General features: G+C 54.2%; 14 protein-coding genes. 13 read left to right on the forward strand and 1 reads right to left on the reverse strand.

Annotated features, from left to right (window positions below; translation table 11 throughout):
* Window positions 1–78: 78 nt before the first annotated feature.
* On the forward strand, window positions 79–840 hold the full coding sequence (locus tag AC3RCL_RS14160) for an ABC transporter ATP-binding protein (RefSeq protein ID WP_492535885.1): 762 nt from the start codon (window positions 79–81) through the stop codon (window positions 838–840).
* A complete protein-coding gene (locus tag AC3RCL_RS14165; RefSeq protein WP_492535887.1) occupies window positions 841–1590 on the forward strand; it encodes an ABC transporter permease in 750 nt (249 codons plus the stop codon).
* A gap of 118 nt (window positions 1591–1708) precedes the next feature.
* Here AC3RCL_RS14165 and AC3RCL_RS14170 read toward each other — a convergent pair whose 3' ends face one another.
* Entirely contained in the window at window positions 1709–2410 is a 702-nt protein-coding gene (locus AC3RCL_RS14170) for a MerR family DNA-binding transcriptional regulator (protein WP_492535889.1), read from the reverse strand.
* 156 nt (window positions 2411–2566) lie between these two features.
* Here AC3RCL_RS14170 and AC3RCL_RS14175 point away from each other — a divergent pair, with 156 nt between their 5' ends.
* From AC3RCL_RS14175 to AC3RCL_RS14225, 11 genes are all read left to right on the forward strand, one after another.
* Window positions 2567–3253, forward strand: coding sequence for a DUF6273 domain-containing protein (locus tag AC3RCL_RS14175; RefSeq protein WP_192571687.1), 687 nt, complete (start codon window positions 2567–2569; stop codon window positions 3251–3253).
* 66 nt (window positions 3254–3319) lie between these two features.
* Window positions 3320–4222, forward strand: coding sequence for an RCC1 domain-containing protein (locus AC3RCL_RS14180; RefSeq protein ID WP_492535891.1), 903 nt, complete (start codon window positions 3320–3322; stop codon window positions 4220–4222).
* 519 nt (window positions 4223–4741) lie between these two features.
* Window positions 4742–7249 (forward strand): heparinase II/III domain-containing protein, encoded by a 2508-nt coding sequence (locus AC3RCL_RS14185; protein ID WP_492535894.1) that lies wholly within the window; start codon window positions 4742–4744, stop codon window positions 7247–7249.
* Window positions 7237–8199 (forward strand): ABC transporter permease, encoded by a 963-nt coding sequence (locus AC3RCL_RS14190; RefSeq protein ID WP_277746036.1) that lies wholly within the window; start codon window positions 7237–7239, stop codon window positions 8197–8199. Before AC3RCL_RS14185 ends, AC3RCL_RS14190 begins: the two co-directional genes overlap by 13 nt.
* A gap of 32 nt (window positions 8200–8231) precedes the next feature.
* Window positions 8232–9107 (forward strand): carbohydrate ABC transporter permease, encoded by an 876-nt coding sequence (locus tag AC3RCL_RS14195; protein ID WP_015735651.1) that lies wholly within the window; start codon window positions 8232–8234, stop codon window positions 9105–9107.
* A gap of 88 nt (window positions 9108–9195) precedes the next feature.
* Window positions 9196–10791, forward strand: coding sequence for an extracellular solute-binding protein (locus AC3RCL_RS14200; protein ID WP_213578817.1), 1596 nt, complete (start codon window positions 9196–9198; stop codon window positions 10789–10791).
* A gap of 124 nt (window positions 10792–10915) precedes the next feature.
* On the forward strand, window positions 10916–12619 hold the full coding sequence (locus tag AC3RCL_RS14205; RefSeq protein WP_492535897.1) for a polysaccharide deacetylase family protein: 1704 nt from the start codon (window positions 10916–10918) through the stop codon (window positions 12617–12619).
* Window positions 12620–12642: 23 nt separating this feature from the next.
* Window positions 12643–13881: a DegT/DnrJ/EryC1/StrS family aminotransferase gene (locus tag AC3RCL_RS14210; protein WP_492535899.1), complete on the forward strand. Its 1239-nt coding sequence runs from the start codon at window positions 12643–12645 to the stop codon at window positions 13879–13881.
* Window positions 13862–15769, forward strand: a complete 1908-nt coding sequence (locus AC3RCL_RS14215) for an NHL repeat-containing protein (protein WP_492535901.1) — start codon at window positions 13862–13864, stop codon at window positions 15767–15769. The genes AC3RCL_RS14210 and AC3RCL_RS14215 overlap by 20 nt, the downstream gene beginning before the upstream one ends.
* Window positions 15756–16784: an alpha/beta hydrolase family protein gene (locus AC3RCL_RS14220; RefSeq protein ID WP_492535903.1), complete on the forward strand. Its 1029-nt coding sequence runs from the start codon at window positions 15756–15758 to the stop codon at window positions 16782–16784. Before AC3RCL_RS14215 ends, AC3RCL_RS14220 begins: the two co-directional genes overlap by 14 nt.
* A 92-nt stretch (window positions 16785–16876) precedes the next feature.
* Window positions 16877–18328, forward strand: a complete 1452-nt coding sequence (locus AC3RCL_RS14225) for an extracellular solute-binding protein (protein ID WP_192571696.1) — start codon at window positions 16877–16879, stop codon at window positions 18326–18328.
* Window positions 18329–18382 lie beyond the last annotated feature (54 nt).

Below are 18382 nucleotides of genomic sequence, written 5' to 3' on the forward strand. Positions count from 1 at the left end.
AGCCCTCAAGGCAATTAACCGTAAGTTTCGGAATTCTCAAGTGCGGCCTAATCGAGCTTATTAAAAGGAGGAAAAAATATGAGCAATGCAGCGATTTCAGTAAAAGGGTTAAAAAAATCCTTTAAAGACAAGCAAGTCTTAAAAGGGGTGGATTTTGAAGTGCGGCGCGGCGAAATTTTCGCGCTGCTGGGCTCCAATGGAGCGGGCAAGACGACGACGGTCAACATCCTCTCGACGCTGATGAAGCCCGATGGCGGCGAAGCGAGCATTTGCGGCTCTGACGTCCAACGTCAACCGGATCATGTTCGCCAGAGCATCAGCCTGACAGGTCAGTTTGCAGCTATAGACGGCATGAACACAGGAAGGGAAAACCTCATTATGATCGCCAAGCTGAGGGGAGTTCCCAATCCTGCGCAAGTCGCTGACAATCTGCTTGCCAAATTCAGCCTGACCGATGCGGCGGGCCGCCGGGCGGACCAATATTCAGGCGGGATGAAGCGCCGGCTTGACATCGCCATGAGCCTGATCGGGAGTCCAGCCGTCATTTTTCTCGACGAACCGACCACAGGACTTGACCCTGAAGCACGAATTGAAGTCTGGAATACCGTCAAGGAGCTTGCCGGCAGCGGCACGACCATCTTGCTGACGACCCAGTACCTGGAGGAAGCCGAGCAACTGGCGGACCGTATCGCCATCCTGGATGGCGGAAAAATCATCACGACCGGTACCCTAGCCGAACTTAAAGAGATGTTCCCGCCGGCAAAAGTAGAGTATATCGAGAAGCAGCCGACATTGGAGGAAATTTTCCTTGCCATCATCGGCAAAAAGGAGGAAATGTAAATGAAAAGCAAAACAGGGGGATTATTGGGGCGTTTAATGCGCAACATCATGCGCAGCCCGGATACGATTATCACGGTGGCGATTACGCCGATAATGATGATGCTGTTGTTTGTCTACGTATTTGGCGGCGCCATAGAGACAGGCACGGCCAACTACGTCAATTATTTATTGCCGGGAATCTTGCTGATGGCTATCGCATCCGGCGTCTCTTATACTGCCTTCCGGCTGTTCGGAGATGTAAAGAGCGGGCTGATGGCTCGTTTCATTACCATGCCGATCAAGCGCTCGTCGGTATTGTGGGCTCATGTGTTGACATCGCTTGTTTCCAATGCGCTTACGGTCGTGGTGGTTTTCCTCGTCGCGCTATTGATGGGCTTCCGTTCCGGCGCTAATATCCTGGATTGGCTCGCGGTAACAGGGATACTCGGGTTGTTTACGCTGGCGCTGACATGGCTGGCGGTCATTCCCGGCTTGACAGCAAAGACGATGGAAGGGGCGACGGCCTTCTCATACCCGCTGATATTCTTGCCGTTTATCAGTTCGGCCTTTGTCCCTACCGAAACCATGCCTAAAATTGTGCGTGCGTTCGCTGAGAACCAGCCCGTGACTTCCATCGTGAATGCGATTCGTGCCCTCTTGCATGAAGGATCTGTCGGCAACGATATCTGGATCGCGCTTGCCTGGTGCGTCGGCATCATGGTCATCGCTTACTTTTTCGCTAATAAAGCCTTTAAACGCCAGTTAGGTTAAATACACCTAGCCTCCTCAGATCATCGTAGAACAGGTAACATCTTTCATCGAACAGAATGGCCATGGATATTGTAAAAGCCGCGTGAAATGCGGCTTTTTTTGTTTGAAGTAAATGCCTTCACTTGAAAAATTGTATATATCTCATCATTTCGGATATGCCGTTCATTTGCTTTTCCAGTTGCTCATTCAGCTTCTGAAGAGCCACTTTGAAGGAGCGTTCAATCGTAGTTAGATCATGTGTCTCTAAAGCTTCAAGCAGCTGTTTCATGCTTTCAATGAAAAAGACGGTTTTCCTTAAACTGCTTAGCACTATAATCTTTTTTAATTCCTGGGACGTAAAGACTCGATATCCGTTTTCCGCGTTTCGCTTAGCGCGAATAAGCCCCTCCTTTTCCCAATGTCGAATAGCGGAGGGGTTAACGCCGGCGATCACGGCGACCTCCCCGATTTTCATTTCATCCGTGACCTGAATATTTTTATACTTGGAGAAATCCGTTTGATGGATGAGCCTCATAACCTCCTCGACTCGCTGCTTCTCTACCTGGATGTTGTACTGTTGCACATTGATCATCCAAAGTGCTTGTTCAACATGACCTTTCTTTAATAAACTCATGACCTCGTAGGCGATAGGCAGATCGAATCCTTGGACCAAGGATCGTAAGGCAAGGAAAGCTTGATCATGGAGCGGCGTGTAATATCTTCTGTTGCTTGAAGTCCGAGGTACGTCAGGCACCAAGCCGAGAGTTTCATATCTTCGCAAGGTAGTGGTGCTGACCTGAAGTTTCTTGGCCATCTGTTTCGGTGTAAAGGTTCTGTCCATTTGCGTGCACCTTCCTTAAAGTCAAACTCTAAAGTACGGCAACAATATTATAAGAGACAATGACCCTCCCCACAAGGATTCCCGGTATATCAAGCGAAATCTTGCATGAATGTTATATGATCGAAGCAGGAACGCAACATGGAGGAGGTAAAGGTCATGGAAAAAGGGAATTATGCTTTAGCGTCATATCGCAACCTAAAGGCCGGCGAATTCATTACGTTCGGCACGTATCCGCAGTCTATGGACGGCAAAGAACGGGCGATTACTTGGCGTGTTCTTCAAAACTCAGGGAGCGAGCTGTTGGTATTGAGCGAATATATTTTGGACTGCAAAAGGTATCAGGGCAAGCGTGCGGATCTGACGTGGCGTGATTGCATGGATATATCTTGGCATGACTGCGACTTGCGCGAGTGGCTGAATCATGAATTCTATAACGTCGCATTCAATGCTTCGGAGAAAGAACTCATCAAGACGACGCATTGCACGGACAACGGAAAGGGCTGCCCGGATACGGAGGATAAGGTTTTTCTGCTCAGCGTTGCCGAACTAAACGATGTATCTGAGACTCACGGCAAGGATTGGAGACGCGCTGTCGGAACCGATTATGCCAAAACGATTAAGCCCGATGGATGCAGCTTATATGTATATGATAAAACGAACAAAGACAACTATATGATCATAGACGGCAAAGAAGCCGGCTGTTCCTGGTGGTGGCTGCGGACGCAAGGAAACAAGCCTTCGCGTGCGTATTTTGTAGGGACAGGCTGCAGTGCTCGCAGCTACGGAAATAACAGTATTGACGGTTATGGCGTACGCCCTGCTTTAAATTTGGATCTATCATAATCGAAATGGAATAGGAGAACTTTCCGGAAGAAATATCGAAACACACACTTTTCGAGGAGGTAAGACATGGATTGCACTTCCCAGCTAGAAGCGGCGTTCAAAGTAAAACGGTGGCCCAAACATACTATAGCGGCGGGTCGACGTCATTCCGTGGCTCTTACATCGGACGGCACGGTCACGGCCGCAGGAGATAATCATTATGGCCAATGCGATGTCAGCGGCTGGCGCGATATCGTAGCGGTCGCGGCCGGGAATGTCCATATGGCAACGAATACGGGGAATGCTCATACCATCGGTCTTAGATCGGACGGTACGGTGGCGGCCGTGGGTTGGAATAAGCATAATCAATGCGATGTCAGCGGGTGGCGCGATATGGTTGCGGTAGCGGCAGGCTGGCGTCGCACCGTCGGTCTTCAATCCGACGGCGCAGTGGTGGCTGCGGGACGAAATAATGAAGGTCAATGCAGTGTAGGCGGCTGGCTCGACATCGTGGCGGTCGCCGCAGGTGACTGGCATACGGTCGGTCTAAAAGCGGACGGGACGGTAACGATCGTGGGGAATAATCGGTACGGCCAATGCAATGTAAGAAGCTGGCGCAACATCGTGGAAGCATCGGCGGGCTACCTTCATACCGTCGGGCTTCAATCGGACGGCACAGTGGCCGCCGTGGGTTTAAATAAGCACGGCCAGTGCGATGTAATCGGTTGGAGCGGCATAGTGGCGGTAGCGGCGGGGAGTTATCATACCATCGGTCTTAAATCCGACGGTACGGTCATTGCCGCGGGCTGGAATCAGCATGGCCAATGCAATGTAAGCGGCTGGCGCGATATTGTAGCGGTAGCGGCGGGATGCGCTCATACGCTCGGCCTTCAATCGGACGGCACGGTCGTAGCCGTGGGTGATAATGAATATGGCCAATGCGATGTAAGCGAATGGCGCGGCATCAAGCTTCCCGGCAGGCAGTTTTAATGTTAATTGCTTAACTTTTAGGAATGGATCATAGACTTTTTGGCAAAGATTCATTGCAGCAAGAAGTCGGAATGTGTAGTCACGGTTAAATAGCAAGGCAAAAAGAGGCGGCACCAAATGGAATGTTTGGTGCCGCTTTACATTTGGATTTCGCCTTACCGGACGCCGCGAGTCAAGGATTGAGATTAACAACAAGGATTTAAAGTCGGAAATAAATATGGTTGCAGCCAAACGCTTTGGAACGGGCAAGTTTCCTTATAGCAGGCCGTATGAGGGGGATTTCCTCCCGATTGATCATGTTGCAGTTGGACGAATGCAACAAAAATTTGAATTGACAGATCATTAAAAATACAAGTAATATACATGTATATTAAAAAGATGATTCAATTTAAGCATGGCGACCAGAAGTCACGTTACCGCGGATGGCTTCGATTGGCGCTTTGTTGCAGAAACTTATGACAGCGTTTTCTTGACCGGTTGAAAAGTAAGAAACTCACTTATTAAAGGAGGAGCTTGCGATTGTTGCTGCGGATGGAATTTATTAAGCCCTCGCTCCTGGAGGCCGGGGAGGAACATCGGCTTAACTTCATGCTTGTGCACCCCTGCGGAAGAATGGAGCCGCAATCGGATATGACCTTCAGCATGACTTGCAGCGACCCGGAGATCGTTGAGGTGAACGGCAGCGCGATCACCGGGCTGAAGCCGGGCGAGACCGAAATTGCCGTAGACTTTCTGGACGATAGATTTTCAGAGTTTAAATGGAAGATTCTTGTAAGGCGGGCTGGTCAACCCGCGAAATTGAAGCTGAAGGACCGTCCGAGGATTTTGTTTTCGATCGATGAGCTCGCGGATTTTCGGGATCGGATTAAGCGGGATGACGGCAGTTCTGCGAGGGCAATCGATGCATCCGTGCTATGGGCCGGATACTTGGCGAAAGCGGACGACTATGTGGAGGAAGATAGCTTCGAGGTGCTGTATCCGTCCATATCGGATCAGTGGAAGGTTGCGCTGCCCCTAACGGAGCCGAAGCGGGTACGAGAACCGCAAGGCCATACCTTCTTCCCGTTCTGGACGATGTACGCCAGAGCGATAGAGGATCGGCTGGTCGTCATGTCCACGGCTTTCCTGGTGACGGATGAGAGAAAGTATGCGGTCCGAGTGAAGCAGCATCTGTTGTCCCTGGCCGCCTTCGGGAAATGGTATGAGTTCGACGAGCGGGGCGCGGAAGGAAATCTGAGCAACGCCCATCTGTTGCTAGGCGCTTCCTGCGCCTATGACGCCATTCACAGCTTGCTGACGGAAGAAGAGCGGCGATCCATTCGCCAAGCCATTCTGGAAAAAGGGCTGCATCCGCTGGCCATCGATATCGGAAGCCGTGATATGCACAACATCGTGGCAGCCAAGCAGGTGGCGATGGTGTACGGCGCGTCGGCCATTATGGATGAGATCCCGTTTGCCGCCAAATATTTGCAAGCCGGACTTACTTATCTTCAAAGCTATCTGGACCGAAAAGGGGTGTCTGGAGAAACAGAGGGGCTGCTGTACGACAATGTGGCTGCGCGCCATGCCTGGATGGCTGCGGATCTTTATCGGAGAATCAGCGGCGATGACGGCCTGGTTCAGCATCCGTATTTGCGGGAAGAGCTTCCTGAACGTTTTTTTCGGCTCCTGGCACCGGGAAAGGAAAGCTCGTTTCCGAATCTGTCGGATTCGTTTTACAAGCTCGATATCGCTTACCTCATGGCCATGACAGCTACCCATTACGACCATCCGGCAGCGGTTTGGTACCTGCGCAAGCATGCTGCAACGCATCACGCATCGCTTCTTTATTTACGGAAAGAGACCTCACCTGCAAGTCCAACGGAGCTGTACGGGAAGCGTGCTTCCGCAGTATTCCGGAGCGTAGGCTGGGCCGCCCTGCGGTCGGGATGGGGCGATGAGGATCATCTGCTGTGCTTCACCTCAAGCAGCTCGGCGAAGGACCATAATCACAAGGACCAGAACAATTTGGTGATCAATGTCGGCGGAGAGTGGCTGTTGACCAATCCCGGCTACCAGGATTATGTACCCGGTCCGAAGGCGGATTACACTACCGGCACGGTGGGCCATAATTCGCTGCTCGTCAATGGTCAGGGGCAAATCCGCCTGGGTGGCGGGGGTCTCCGGGAGGAGTTGCTACTCCCGGCATTTGAGGCGGTTGTCGGGGACGCTGCCGAAAGCTATGGCGGGCTGCTGAAACGCTACCGGCGATCTGTCCTACATATCGATTCGGCATATTACTTCATCGTGGATGACGTGGTGCTTCATCAGGAATCGGATGAGGCCGAGCTGCTGTTTCATACGACCTCGGCGGTTCTGGATGGAGAAGAGCCCAAGGCTCCGGGCGAGAAGCTGGGAAGTGAATCCGTTGTATTCCAGGGAGAAAGCGCCGCACTGCAGCTCATGTTTCCTTTTCCCAAGGAGAAGGTGCTCACCCTCCGCGAGCACCCTGGGGCTGAAACCTACGGTCCTTATGTAGCTGTCGGTGGCACGAAAGGCAAAAGACGGCGGTTCATCACGCTGATCAATCCGCGGGTCCATTACGGTGAGAGATTGGCCATCCATCAGGAGGAGCAGGATACCGGAAGCCTGGCTTCCGGTTTAACGGTGGAAAGGCCCGGCGGGGCGGAGGATATCTGGCTGTTTTGCGCTGACGCTGTGGAAGCCCGCTACCGGGGCATAACTTTCCTGGGAGAAGCCGCCCGTTTATCGGGTAACGGCATGCTTAATTTATGGAAGGCTGAACGGTTGTCCGGCGGAGACATCGCTTTTGAGGCGGAGCTGCCTCTGAGTTTATACAGCGATGACCGCCGCTTAACCTGCATTGTGCATAACCCCCACCCTGTGGAAGTCTCCTTCAAGCTGAGGCAGAAAACTGCTGGCGTGGAAGTCAAACAAACCGCACCACCCGGCTATTATGAATGGAATCTTATGAATACCGGCAGAGGTGGTCAGGCGGAAGGGAGAGAAGCTGTGTGGAAACCGTGATTTCGGAGGTCAATCCATCCGCTCCCGTCAAGAAGAGCGCTTGGAAGCGAATCCGGACCCGAATGTGGAGGGATCGTTATCTATACCTGCTGCTGCTGCCGGGCCTGCTTTACTTTATCGTGTACCGGTATCTGCCCATGCTGGGCATATCCCTAGCCTTTAAAGAATACAGCCCGTTCCGGGGGTTCGCGGAGAGTCCTTGGGTCGGTTTTGCGAACTTTGCCCGGATTTTCGAAAGCCCGGAGGTTATCCAGGTTATCTGGAATACGCTTATCATTTCATTTCTGCAGATCGCGTTCGCATTTCCGGCGCCGATCATTCTGGCCATCATGCTGAACGAGGTGGCAAATCCGCTCTTGAAAAGAGGGCTGCAGTCCATCGTTTACATGCCGCATTTTCTGTCTTGGGTCGTGGTGGTCGGCATCGTGACGATCTTTTTCCGCAACGAGGGCTTGATCAACGACGTGCTGCGCGAATGGTTCGGCTTGCAGCAGACGATCCCTTTTCTCACCGAGCCCGATTATTTCCGAGCTTTTCTGGTGTTGGAGGTCATCTGGAAGGAAGCCGGCTGGGGAACGATTATTTTCCTGGCGGCGCTGGCAGGCGTCAACCCGGCTCTTTACGAAGCGGCCGTCATGGACGGCGCAGGGCGCTTCCGTCAAATCTGGCATATTACGCTGCCTGCTATCCGCAGCACGATCATAATCATGCTGATCATACGTCTGGGCGACGTGCTGGAGGTCGGCTTCGAGCAGGTGTTCCTTCAACTGAACGCCTTTAACATGCACATCGGCAATACGCTCGATACCTTCGTGTATTACAAGGGGATCCAGCAGTCGGACTACAGCTTCTCGACCGCGGTCGGCGTATTCAAGGGTCTGGTAGGTCTCGTGCTGGTTATGGCCGCCAACAAGCTGTCCAAGCGATTCGGCGAACAGGGCGTATATTAGGGCTTCGATTCTTTCTGGGAGGAGAACGACATATGAAGCAAAAATCCATCGCGGAACGCTTGTTCAGCGGCGTGAATATCAGTCTGCTGCTTGTCATATCCGCAGTCATGCTGTTTCCGTTTTTATATTTGTTCTCGGTTTCATTTTCCTCGTTCGAGGATTTTCTGGGCAGCAAACTGCTGCTCTGGCCGTCCAAATGGACGACCGACGCCTATGAATATATCTGGGCCTCCAGGACGTTCCGGCAGGCGCTGCTGAACACGTCGCTGGTTACCGTGCTCGGTACCATCGTCAATCTGTTTTTTACGGCGACGATGGCATACGCCTTGTCAAGACCGATCGTCGGCCAGCGTACCGTCATGTTTATGGTCGTATTTGCGCTATTGTTCTCGGCCGGCATGATTCCGACCTATCTGGTCGTCCAGGAAACGGGGCTGCTTGATTCTATCTGGTCGCTTATTTTGCCGGTGGCCATCGCGCCTTTCAACCTGATTGTCATCCGCCAATTCTTCATGAACATCCCAAGCGATATGATCGAGGCGGGCATCGTGGACGGCGCGAATGACCTGCAGATTTTCGGGCGCATCATCCTGCCGCTCTCGAAGCCTGCGCTGGCGGCATTCAGCCTGTTTTATGCGGTCACGCACTGGAACAACTATTTTGCGCCGATTCTGTACATCAATGATCCGGCCAAATGGACGATACAGGTCGTGCTGAGACAGATTGTGGTGGTGGGGGAAACGACGGGCACGCTCGGAGGAGATAACATGTTCATGGATAATCCTCCGCCCCCGGAAACGATCCAGATGGCCGCGATTCTCATGGCGACGCTGCCGATTCTGATCGTGTATCCGTTCTTGCAAAAGCACTTCGCGAAAGGCGTCATGCTGGGCGCCGTCAAAGGTTGATGACTTCGAACGGCCGAATAACGGAGCTGTTCGAATGAATCATAAACGGAGGTCACACTCCAACATTGATAAGAATGGGGGAAAGCTCATGTTAAAGAAACGCAGACTTACCGCAGTGATGGCGGCCTTGCTCTCCATCAGCGTGGCAGCATGCGGCGGCCAGCCGAAGGCGGAGGAGAAACCTGGAACGACCACTCGGGGGGAGGAAAAACCGGCACAGACAGAGCAGACGTATGAAATCTCTACGATTGATTTTCGCTATGGTGATCCGCCACCGACTTCAAGTCCGGGACTTGATATGATCAACGAGAAATTTAAAGTCGACTACAAGCCGGTTTTTGTGCCGAATACCGCCTTTGATGAGAAGATCAACGCCGTGTTCGCCTCAGGTAAAATTCCCGATATGATCGGACTTATGTCGGCTGACATCAAGAACCGTTACAATAAATTTGCGAAGCAAGGGGCTTTCCTGGACATCGAGCCTTATATCCAGGAGTATCCGTCGCTTAAAGTGGTGCCTGATTTTATCTGGGATGCCATGCGGGTGAACGGCAAGATTTATGCCATCCCGCAGTATTCTCCGAAATATCAGGTCGTCACGGTGCTCCGCAAGGACTGGCTCGATAAGCTTGGCCTGAAACCGCCGACAAATTACGAGGAGCTGAAAGAGGTAGCGCTGGCATTCACGAACGGAGATCCGGACGGCAACAGCAAGAAGGACACCTACGGAATCGCCATTGGTCAGGACATTAACCCGAACTTCAACCAGGGACCGTATTGGGACCCGGATGCCTGGTACCACCAAGATGCGCAGGGCAACTACATCCCGGGCATTATCGGTGAAGGCCGCCGGGAGTTCATTACGATGCTGTCTGAGCTTTATAAGCAGGGAGCGATGACGAAGGACTACGCCATCCTGAACTGGGGAGACACCAACAAGGAGTTCTATTCCGGCAAAGCAGGCATCTTTATTGGAACGCCGCGCGGCATGTCGCAGGATTACATGAACGGCCTGCTCAGTATACATCCGGATGCCCAGTTTATCAGTCTTGGTCCTTTCGAGGACAATTACGGCAACAAAGGGCTTACGTCCGGGGCGGGCTACAACGGAATTACCGTGCTGAGCGCCAAACTTGCCGATGAGCCGGAAAAGCTGAAGAAGATTTTCGAAATGATTGATTTCGGCCGCCAGTTCTATCCTCAGGATCAGCGGAATGATACAAACGCCGATTTTGATTGGTGGTCGGGCAAAGTCGGTGTGGGTTATGACATGCAGGACGGCGTGCAGGTCAACAAGGAGAATTTCGCATCCGACGGACTTGCGCCTTCCACTTATTTTGTTGATAACACTTCGTGGGCGCCGCAGGATTTCGATAATGATTACTCCATTACGTATCAGACCAAGCAGCTGGCCGATCTGGTTGAGGAGATCGAATCCATGTATAAGGAAATCAAGCTATATGCAAACCCGATCAATGGACTGGAGTCGCCGACCGACAACTCGAAGGGCGCCGAGCTGAGAAAGTATGTCATGGATGAGCAGGTAAAAATGATTGCGGGCACCCGTCCGGTTTCGGATTGGGATAAACTGGTACAGGAGTATCTGGACAAAGGCGGTGCCCAGATCATCCAGGAATACAACGCGAATATCAAAGAGAAGGATCCGAAGGCACTGTTTAAGTGAGACTTTGGAAATGACGCTTTAAACATGATCCTTAGGACAGCGGGGCAAATCTTTTGCCCCTGTTCTGCTTTGGAGTAACTAGCGCCTATGGGAATGCGAGCTGTGGAGGAGGGAGACCTGTATCATGAAAAAGACAGCAAAAATCGGTCTGTGGTTTAACAGGCAGTCGGCGGAATACTTCTGGGGGCACGGTCAGGACCTGTTTCAGCTATATGTGGAGGAGGTGCTTGGTCATGCTGGCATTCCTTATGCAAGGTTTGATGACGCCGAAACCCTTGAGTCATATGAACCCGATATCATCGTCGTACTGCATCCGGGAGAGAAGGAAGAGGACCTGAATTGTCTGGAGCAGTGGGCCCGCCGAGGAGCGACGCTCATCAGTTACGGCGGATTGAACCGCATGGCCGGCCGGCTGGGCTGTACCCGGTTTGCCATCCGGGATGCGGTGTATGGGGACCTGTCAGGGCTAAGCTATGCGCAAGGCATACCGGTTTTAAGGGCGGTAAGCAGCGATCCGTGGATGGTGTCAGAGAAATCCGACATCCCGGTTCAAGCGGATGGCGTTCTGCGCCGGCTCCGTAAAGCTGGTGCCGAGGCAGCCGCAGCCGTTCTGGAGTTTCCGCTAGGTGCAGGCCGGCTGATCCGCTGGAATGTGGACATCCCCGCGAATATCGTTATGCTTCAGCAGGGCGGCGGGCCTGTCGTCCAGGACGGCATCCCCGCACCGGACGGTACGGGAGGGGTGGACGAAGGCATTTTGAAGGCCGATGACCGGTGTGAGATGGACTGGGATGAGGACCGCTCGGTGACGGAGACCGGGATGCCATACTTTGATACGCCGCATGCAGACTGGTGGCGCGAGGTGATTGTCCGTCAGCTGATGGAGGAAGCAGATGCGCTGGGAATGACGCTTCCGTTTCTGGACTATTGGCCGGAAGGCGTCAATCAGGTGGCCATGATCTCGCACGACAGCGACTTCAACATAGAGGAGGCGGCCCAAACGACCCTGAGCGTGCTTCAGGATAACGGCGTCCGCTCGACCTGGTGCATGATCGAACCGGGTTATTCCCCGTCGCTCTACAAAGAAATTCAGGCTGCCGGGCATGAGCTGGCATTTCACTACAATGCTTTGGAGCAGGAGAAGGGGATATGGAGCGCCGAGGAATTTGCCCGTCAACTGAACGTAATCCGGAGCACCAGCGGCGCGCCGATCATTTCGAACAAGAACCACTATACCCGCTTTGAGGGCTGGGGAGAGCTCTATGAATGGTGCGAGCAGAACGGCATCGAAGCGGATCAAACTAGAGGGCCGAGCAAAAAAGGAAATGTCGGCTTTCCGTTCGGTACCAGCCATCCGTATTACCCGATCGCTCGTTCGGATGACCGCAACCGGCTATACCGGGTGCTGCAGATCGGCTTTCTGACCCAGGACCTGGAGCATCCCACGCTTTCGGATGCGTCGGTGATTGCCCCGTTTCTCGAAAAGGTGGCGGAAGTCCGCGGCGTCGCCCATTTTCTGTTTCACCAGCAGCACATCCATCATCTAGGGAACGTCCGGCATGCGTTTTCGCTAGCGGTCGAAACCGCGAAGCGGCTCGGTTATGCGTTCTGGACGAGCGAGGAGATCACCCGCTGGGAGCAGGCCAGACGAGCTGCGGTGCTCCGGGTAGGCGCAGACGGCACCCTCATCACCAAGAATCTTCCGCAGGGAGCGGTCGTGCGCCAGCCGTTGGCTGCGGAGGCGGACCCGTCAGCTTCGCAGACGGACATTCGCTTTGGGCGGCCGTGTGCTGAAGTTGCGAGCATGATGAAAGCAGCAGCCGAATAACGGCAATGAGGAGGAATCAGACAGTGGAAGCGTTAGCGATTCATGGGGGAGAGCCGGTCAAGACCGGTCCTTTTGGCACAGGCAAAAGATTCGGGGAAGAGGAGGCCGCGCATCTGCTCGAAGCGCTGGAGCAGAACACGTTGTTTTATCATTTCGGCACCAAGGTTAAACAGTTTTTGACCGATTTCAATGCGATGTACGGCCGGGAATACAGTGTAGCGACATCCTCCGGCACCGCGGCGATTCATGTGGCGCTGGGTGCGGCTGGGGTTTCCGTAGGGGACGAGGTCATTACAAGCCCGATTACGGACCAGGGAACGCTGATTGGCATTCTGTACCAGAATGCGATTCCCGTGTTTGCCGATTTGGAGCCTTACACTTACAATCTGGATCCGGCCTCGATCGAAGCCTGCATTACGCCAAGAACGAAAGCGATCCTTGTCGTCCATCTGGCGGGATATCCGTGCGATATGGACCCGATCATGGAGATCGCGAAAAAGCATGGCATCAAGGTCATTGAGGATTGCGCACAGGCTTTTCTGACCCGGTATAAGGGGAGGCTGGCCGGCACCATTGGCGATTATGGCTGTTTCAGCACGAACGATTTCAAGCATATCTCCACCGGGGACGGGGGCATGGTGCTGATCAATTCGGGAGTGCGCGAGGATTACGAAACCGCTCACGCCTTCGCGGACAAAAACTACCGCCGACTCGGCACCACGGTTGACCGGGGAACCAGCTATATTGCGCCGAATTACCGGATGACCGAGCTGCAGGGAGCCGTCGGTATCGCCCAGCTCAAGAAGCTGCCCTGGATTTGCGGGCGGCGTCAGCAATACGGCGACCGGCTCAATGAAGGATTGCAGGGAATCCAGGGCGTCATTCCGCCGCAGGTCGACCCGGAGCATGACTGTACATACTGGTTCTACATGCTGCGCCTTGATCTGGGCAGGCTGACGTGCAGCCGCGAAGAGTTTTGCAGGGCGCTGGAGGCTGAGGGGATCCCCAACCGTGCCGGCTATATCCCGCAGGTATGCTATTTGCAGCCGCTGTTCCAGAACCGGCAGGCTTATCCGGGGAGCCATTTTCCGTTTGACGGCAGCAGCGTCTCTTATGAGCAAGGCCGTTGTCCTGTCGCGGAGGCGATATTAGACACGGCGGTGCAGATTCCGATGAACGAATTCTACTCGCCCGAGGATATTGAGCATATCATTCAGGCGGTTGCCAAGGTGGGCGCCTATTATGCGAAAAGCCATGAATAATACGGAAGAAGTGAACGTCAGCAAGGCAACGGGGACGATGGGGGCTTTTGAGCGGATCGGCGTACCCGTTGATGTCGACGAGAGCAGATCCGCGGCGGTGTGCCGGAGAGCCGACGGGACCGAGCGCATCGTAATCGCAGCCCGGGGATATGTGCTGATCGCGGATCTCGGAACAGGAAACAGCACCCAGCTTTATTTTCCAGGGGGCGAGGGCCAGTACCCGTTTGCGTCGATCAGTGATTCCCAAGGATGGTTCTATACAGGAGCAGGCCGTTATTTTTACGTTATCGATCCGTTCACCCCGGCTTTTGTGGGGCAGCACCGGGTACCTGAAGGGGAAGAGGGAGCCGGCTTTGCATTTGCCGTGAATGGAGATGGTCGGGTCTACGCAACAACTTATCCGGGAAGCTATCTGATTGAGTTCGATGCTTCGTCAAATTCCTCGCGTACCTTATGCAGGCTGGATGCCGAGAGGAAGTATGCCATGACGCTCGCCTGCGGAAGCGGGGGGAAGGTCTATGCCGGACTGGGAACGACGTCGCCGGCCATCGCCTGCTTTCATAAGGAATCCGGAGTGTTGGAGACCGTACTGGAGGGGCCGCCGGATACGACGGGCAGCGGTGCCGTTCACCAAGGCTGCGACGGCGCCGTTTACGGCTGGCTGCCATCCGGGGAGAACGGAGCCGGCATATGGTACCTGCTGGGCGAGCAGGGGGCAGAGCAGGTGGCGGCAGAGGAGGTTAACCCGTCCCTGTATAAGGGGGCAGGATACAACAAGCTGCACCGGGACCTTGACGCCGGTCGAGTGCTGCTGAAATGGCAGCTGTCCGACAGGCAGATCGAAATCAGGGAAGCGGACGGAAGCCTGAGCAAGCTTCCGCTTGCCTATAAGGGAGGAGGAACATCACTCTCTCCGCTGTTCGAAGGTCCGGACGGCATTCTATACGGCACTTCCAATCACCCGCTTCATCTGTTCACGTACGATACCGCAGCCGAGCGTCTGACCGATTGGGGCGGCGATATCGTGGAGCGGGGAGGCGGCGGCAATATTGCCGCTTATGCGGCTCAAGGCAGCATCATCGTGGGTGCGGCTTATGCCGGCGGCCTGGTCCACCTAATGGATACGACGAAAGAATGGTGTACGGAACAAGGACCTCATCGGAATCCCCGGCTGATCTATGAAAATGCCGCCATCCACAGGCCGAGATGCGCAGTCGCGCATCCGGACGGCCGCCATGTGTTGTACGGCGGCTTTCCCGGTTATGGTGCGGCCGGCGGAGGGCTCGGCATCGTGGATGTGCTGGCTGGTCAGGTGGAGATGCTGGAGAACCGGGAAATCGTCAGCGGGCAGAGTACGATTTCGCTTGCCGTGCTGCCGGATGGCAGGGTATTCGGCGGCACCAGCATCGAGACGCCCGGCGGCGGGATCAGCACGGCCGAGGAAGCGGCGATGTATGAGTTGAATTGGCCTGCCCGACAAGTGATTCGGCGCTGGGTGCCGGTTCCGGGAGCCACGGAAATCGCTCAGCTGATTTCTGGCGGAAACGGTCTTCTCTATGGCATGACCTCGGAATCGGTGTTTTTCGTTTACGATGCAGGACTGCAAAAGATCATTAATTGCCGCGATCTTTCGTCCTGGGGCGGTATTGTCCGGCAGGGACTGCTCATGATCGAGCGCAAGGGGCATCCATTCCTTCTGGGTCTGCTGAGCGGGGCGTTGTTCACCGTAAATACAGTAAGTATGCAGCCGGAGCTGCTGGAAGTGCTTCCGGTCGAAGCGACCAGCGGAATCGCCTGCCTGAATGGAGACGTGTATTTCGGTTCCGGTGCTGAGCTGTGGCGGTATCGGATGGAAGAGGAGGGTGATTGCTCATATGACTCGCTTTAATGGGGAAATTGTGCCGCTGTTAGAGGGAATCCATACTCTTGAGGCCTGGATGGAGAAGGAGTCCAGGCTGAAAGCACGCTGGCTGCAGCTGCTGGGGGAGCCCCCGGAGCCGGTTGATTATAAGCCGAGAGCCGTCGCAGACAGCGGGGGCTTCCGGGTGCTTTCCGTGCATGAGGAAGAAGATCACACTAGACAGTCGATTATGTACGAATCACCGGACGGGGATTCGATCCCGGCTTATCTGTTGCTCCCTTCAGGAACGCCTGCTGCAGGAGGATTCCCCGCTGTACTTGCCCTTCACCCGACAACCGAGAGTGGAAAAGACGATGTATGTCTGGCTTCCGGACGGGCGAACCGGCAGTATGGTCTAGAGCTGGTACAGCGCGGCTTTGCCGTGCTGGCTCCGGATTCCATCACGTTCGGTGACCGAATCTATGAAGGGGAAGCGCCGTTTCAAACGGCTCCATTCTATCAACGGCACCCGGCCTGGACCGCAGTCGGTAAAATGCTCTCCGATCATATGGCGGGGGTCGACGTGCTGTCCTCGCTGCCACAGGTAAATCCACGCCGGATCGGCGTCATCGGCCACTCGCTTGGCGGCTATAACGGCTGGTTTCTGGCGGGAATGGATAAACGCATCAAGGCCGTCGTCTCGAGCTGCGGATTTACGATGTTCCTCGGCGATCCGGAGCCGAACCGCTGGGGCCTTCGGGAATGGTTTTCCCATATCCCATCCATTACGGACACCCTGAGGAGCGGCTCCCTTCCGTTTGAGTGGCATGAAATCGCGGCGCTTGCAGCTCCGGTGCCGATGTTGATGTGGTCCGGAACGCGAGACCCGATTTTTCCGAACTGGAGAGAGATTGTCACGGGACTGGGGGAGCTGGATGGTTTGTATGATTTTCTGGGCGCTTCATCTTCTTTCGAGTGCTGGACCGGTCATGAAGGGCACGATTTTCCGCCGGATATCCGGCAGCGTGCCTATGCTTTTCTTGAAAAACAGCTTGCCGAGTAAAATATATACGCGTTCTTTATCCGGAGTGCATGGAATCCTGATGTCCCTCATGATATACTGATTTTTATAGACATGTATAGGAGCGGTATATATTGTTGCGTAGAAGAAATGAATTTCATGAGCGTTATGAACGCTTTGTCCAGGAATTGAGGAATGAAATCGTTGCCGGTGTTCTTCAGCCGGGTGAATTTATTTTGCCGGAAAACACGCTTAGCCAGAAATATGAAATGAGCCGGGTATCAATCCGCAAGGCGCTGGATGAGCTGGTGAACGAAGGATTGATCGAGAAAATCGCGGGCAAGGGCAACCGGGTGAAGGTGCCGGATGAGGACAGAACGCCTGTCGTGCTGAGACTCGCCTGGTTCTCTTCTTCCTATGAGATTCCGATTATCGAAAAAATGATCGAGGCGTTCGAGCGGAAGCACCCGTTCGTTCAGGTGGAGATGGTGCTGTATTCCGAGGATTTCTACACCGAAACCATCATCCGGTCCATTGAGGACGGTCAAGGGCCTGATCTGTTTATTATGTCGGATCAGCATTTCCGGGAATGGACCGAAAGCGGGCGCACGAATCTGCTGACAGGGTATGTTCCTCCCCGTCTGATGGAGGAAGGGGTCAGCTATCCGCGGGTCTTCGAGCTGTTCAATCATGAAGGCGGCATGCTCGCGGCGCCGTTTGTGTTCTCGCCGGTAGTCATCTGTTATAACCGATCGATCTTCCGTCAGCACGGCCTGTCTCACCCCGTCAGTCTTGGCGACTGGCAGCAGTTGCTGGAGGCGGCCAAAGCCAGCACTTCGGCCCCGAACGAAGACGGAATGACCGATCATTACGGCTTCTGCTTCTCTTCGTCCCCCAACCGCTGGCCGGTCTTTCTGCTTCAAAATGACGGCAGCATCATGGCTGCGGACCGCAGCCGGAGCACGATGGCGGACGAACGGAACATCGAAGCGCTGGAGTTTTGCGTATCGCTAATGTACAAGGAACATGTGTCGCCGATCTTTTCCCATGGCAGCAGCCATTTAGCCGAAAGCCTGTTTATGAAGGAACGGGTTGCGATGATCATGTCCACTTATTATTTCATGAATGAATTCCGCGACCATTCCATCGACTGGGATGTGATGACCTTGCCGAAAGGGACCAAGCCCGCCACTATACTGCTAGGCGGGGGTCTGTCGATCAACGCAGCGAGCAGTCATCGGAACATCGCCGAAAAACTCGTGGATTTTATGACGGGCGAGGAAGCACAGAAACTGCTAAAACAGTACGGATGCACCATTCCGGTGTTGCGGTCTGTAGCCGAGGATGACAGCCTGCTGAATCCGGACATTCATCCGCAGCACTATAACCGTTATCTCGAGGTGCTGCCGCATGCTTACCCGCTGCATATCCTCAACATGAACCAATCTGAGATATTGACGCTGCTGGATGAACTGAATCTGCTGTGGGCCGGCATGGAAACCCCCGCGGATACGTGCACTCGGATCGAGCAACTCTTCAACTCCCGGCTGGGCTTGAAGGGCGCCGGTACCGGGATGGAGAAATGACGAATCGGTAAAGAAGAGCACCTTCAGGAGAACGAAGCCATGTCGTAAGAGATG

The organism is Paenibacillus sp. MT86, from assembly GCF_058792535.1.

Coding starts and splice junctions, on each gene's coding strand:
- AC3RCL_RS14160 (WP_492535885.1), top strand. CDS start 79: ATGAGCAATGCAGCGATTTCAGTAAAAGGGTTAAAAAAATCCTTTAAA.
- AC3RCL_RS14165 (WP_492535887.1), top strand. CDS start 841: ATGAAAAGCAAAACAGGGGGATTATTGGGGCGTTTAATGCGCAACATC.
- AC3RCL_RS14170 (WP_492535889.1), bottom strand. CDS start 2,410: ATGGACAGAACCTTTACACCGAAACAGATGGCCAAGAAACTTCAGGTC.
- AC3RCL_RS14175 (WP_192571687.1), top strand. CDS start 2,567: ATGGAAAAAGGGAATTATGCTTTAGCGTCATATCGCAACCTAAAGGCC.
- AC3RCL_RS14180 (WP_492535891.1), top strand. CDS start 3,320: ATGGATTGCACTTCCCAGCTAGAAGCGGCGTTCAAAGTAAAACGGTGG.
- AC3RCL_RS14195 (WP_015735651.1), top strand. CDS start 8,232: ATGAAGCAAAAATCCATCGCGGAACGCTTGTTCAGCGGCGTGAATATC.
- AC3RCL_RS14200 (WP_213578817.1), top strand. CDS start 9,196: ATGTTAAAGAAACGCAGACTTACCGCAGTGATGGCGGCCTTGCTCTCC.
- AC3RCL_RS14205 (WP_492535897.1), top strand. CDS start 10,916: ATGAAAAAGACAGCAAAAATCGGTCTGTGGTTTAACAGGCAGTCGGCG.
- AC3RCL_RS14215 (WP_492535901.1), top strand. CDS start 13,862: ATGCGAAAAGCCATGAATAATACGGAAGAAGTGAACGTCAGCAAGGCA.
- AC3RCL_RS14220 (WP_492535903.1), top strand. CDS start 15,756: ATGACTCGCTTTAATGGGGAAATTGTGCCGCTGTTAGAGGGAATCCAT.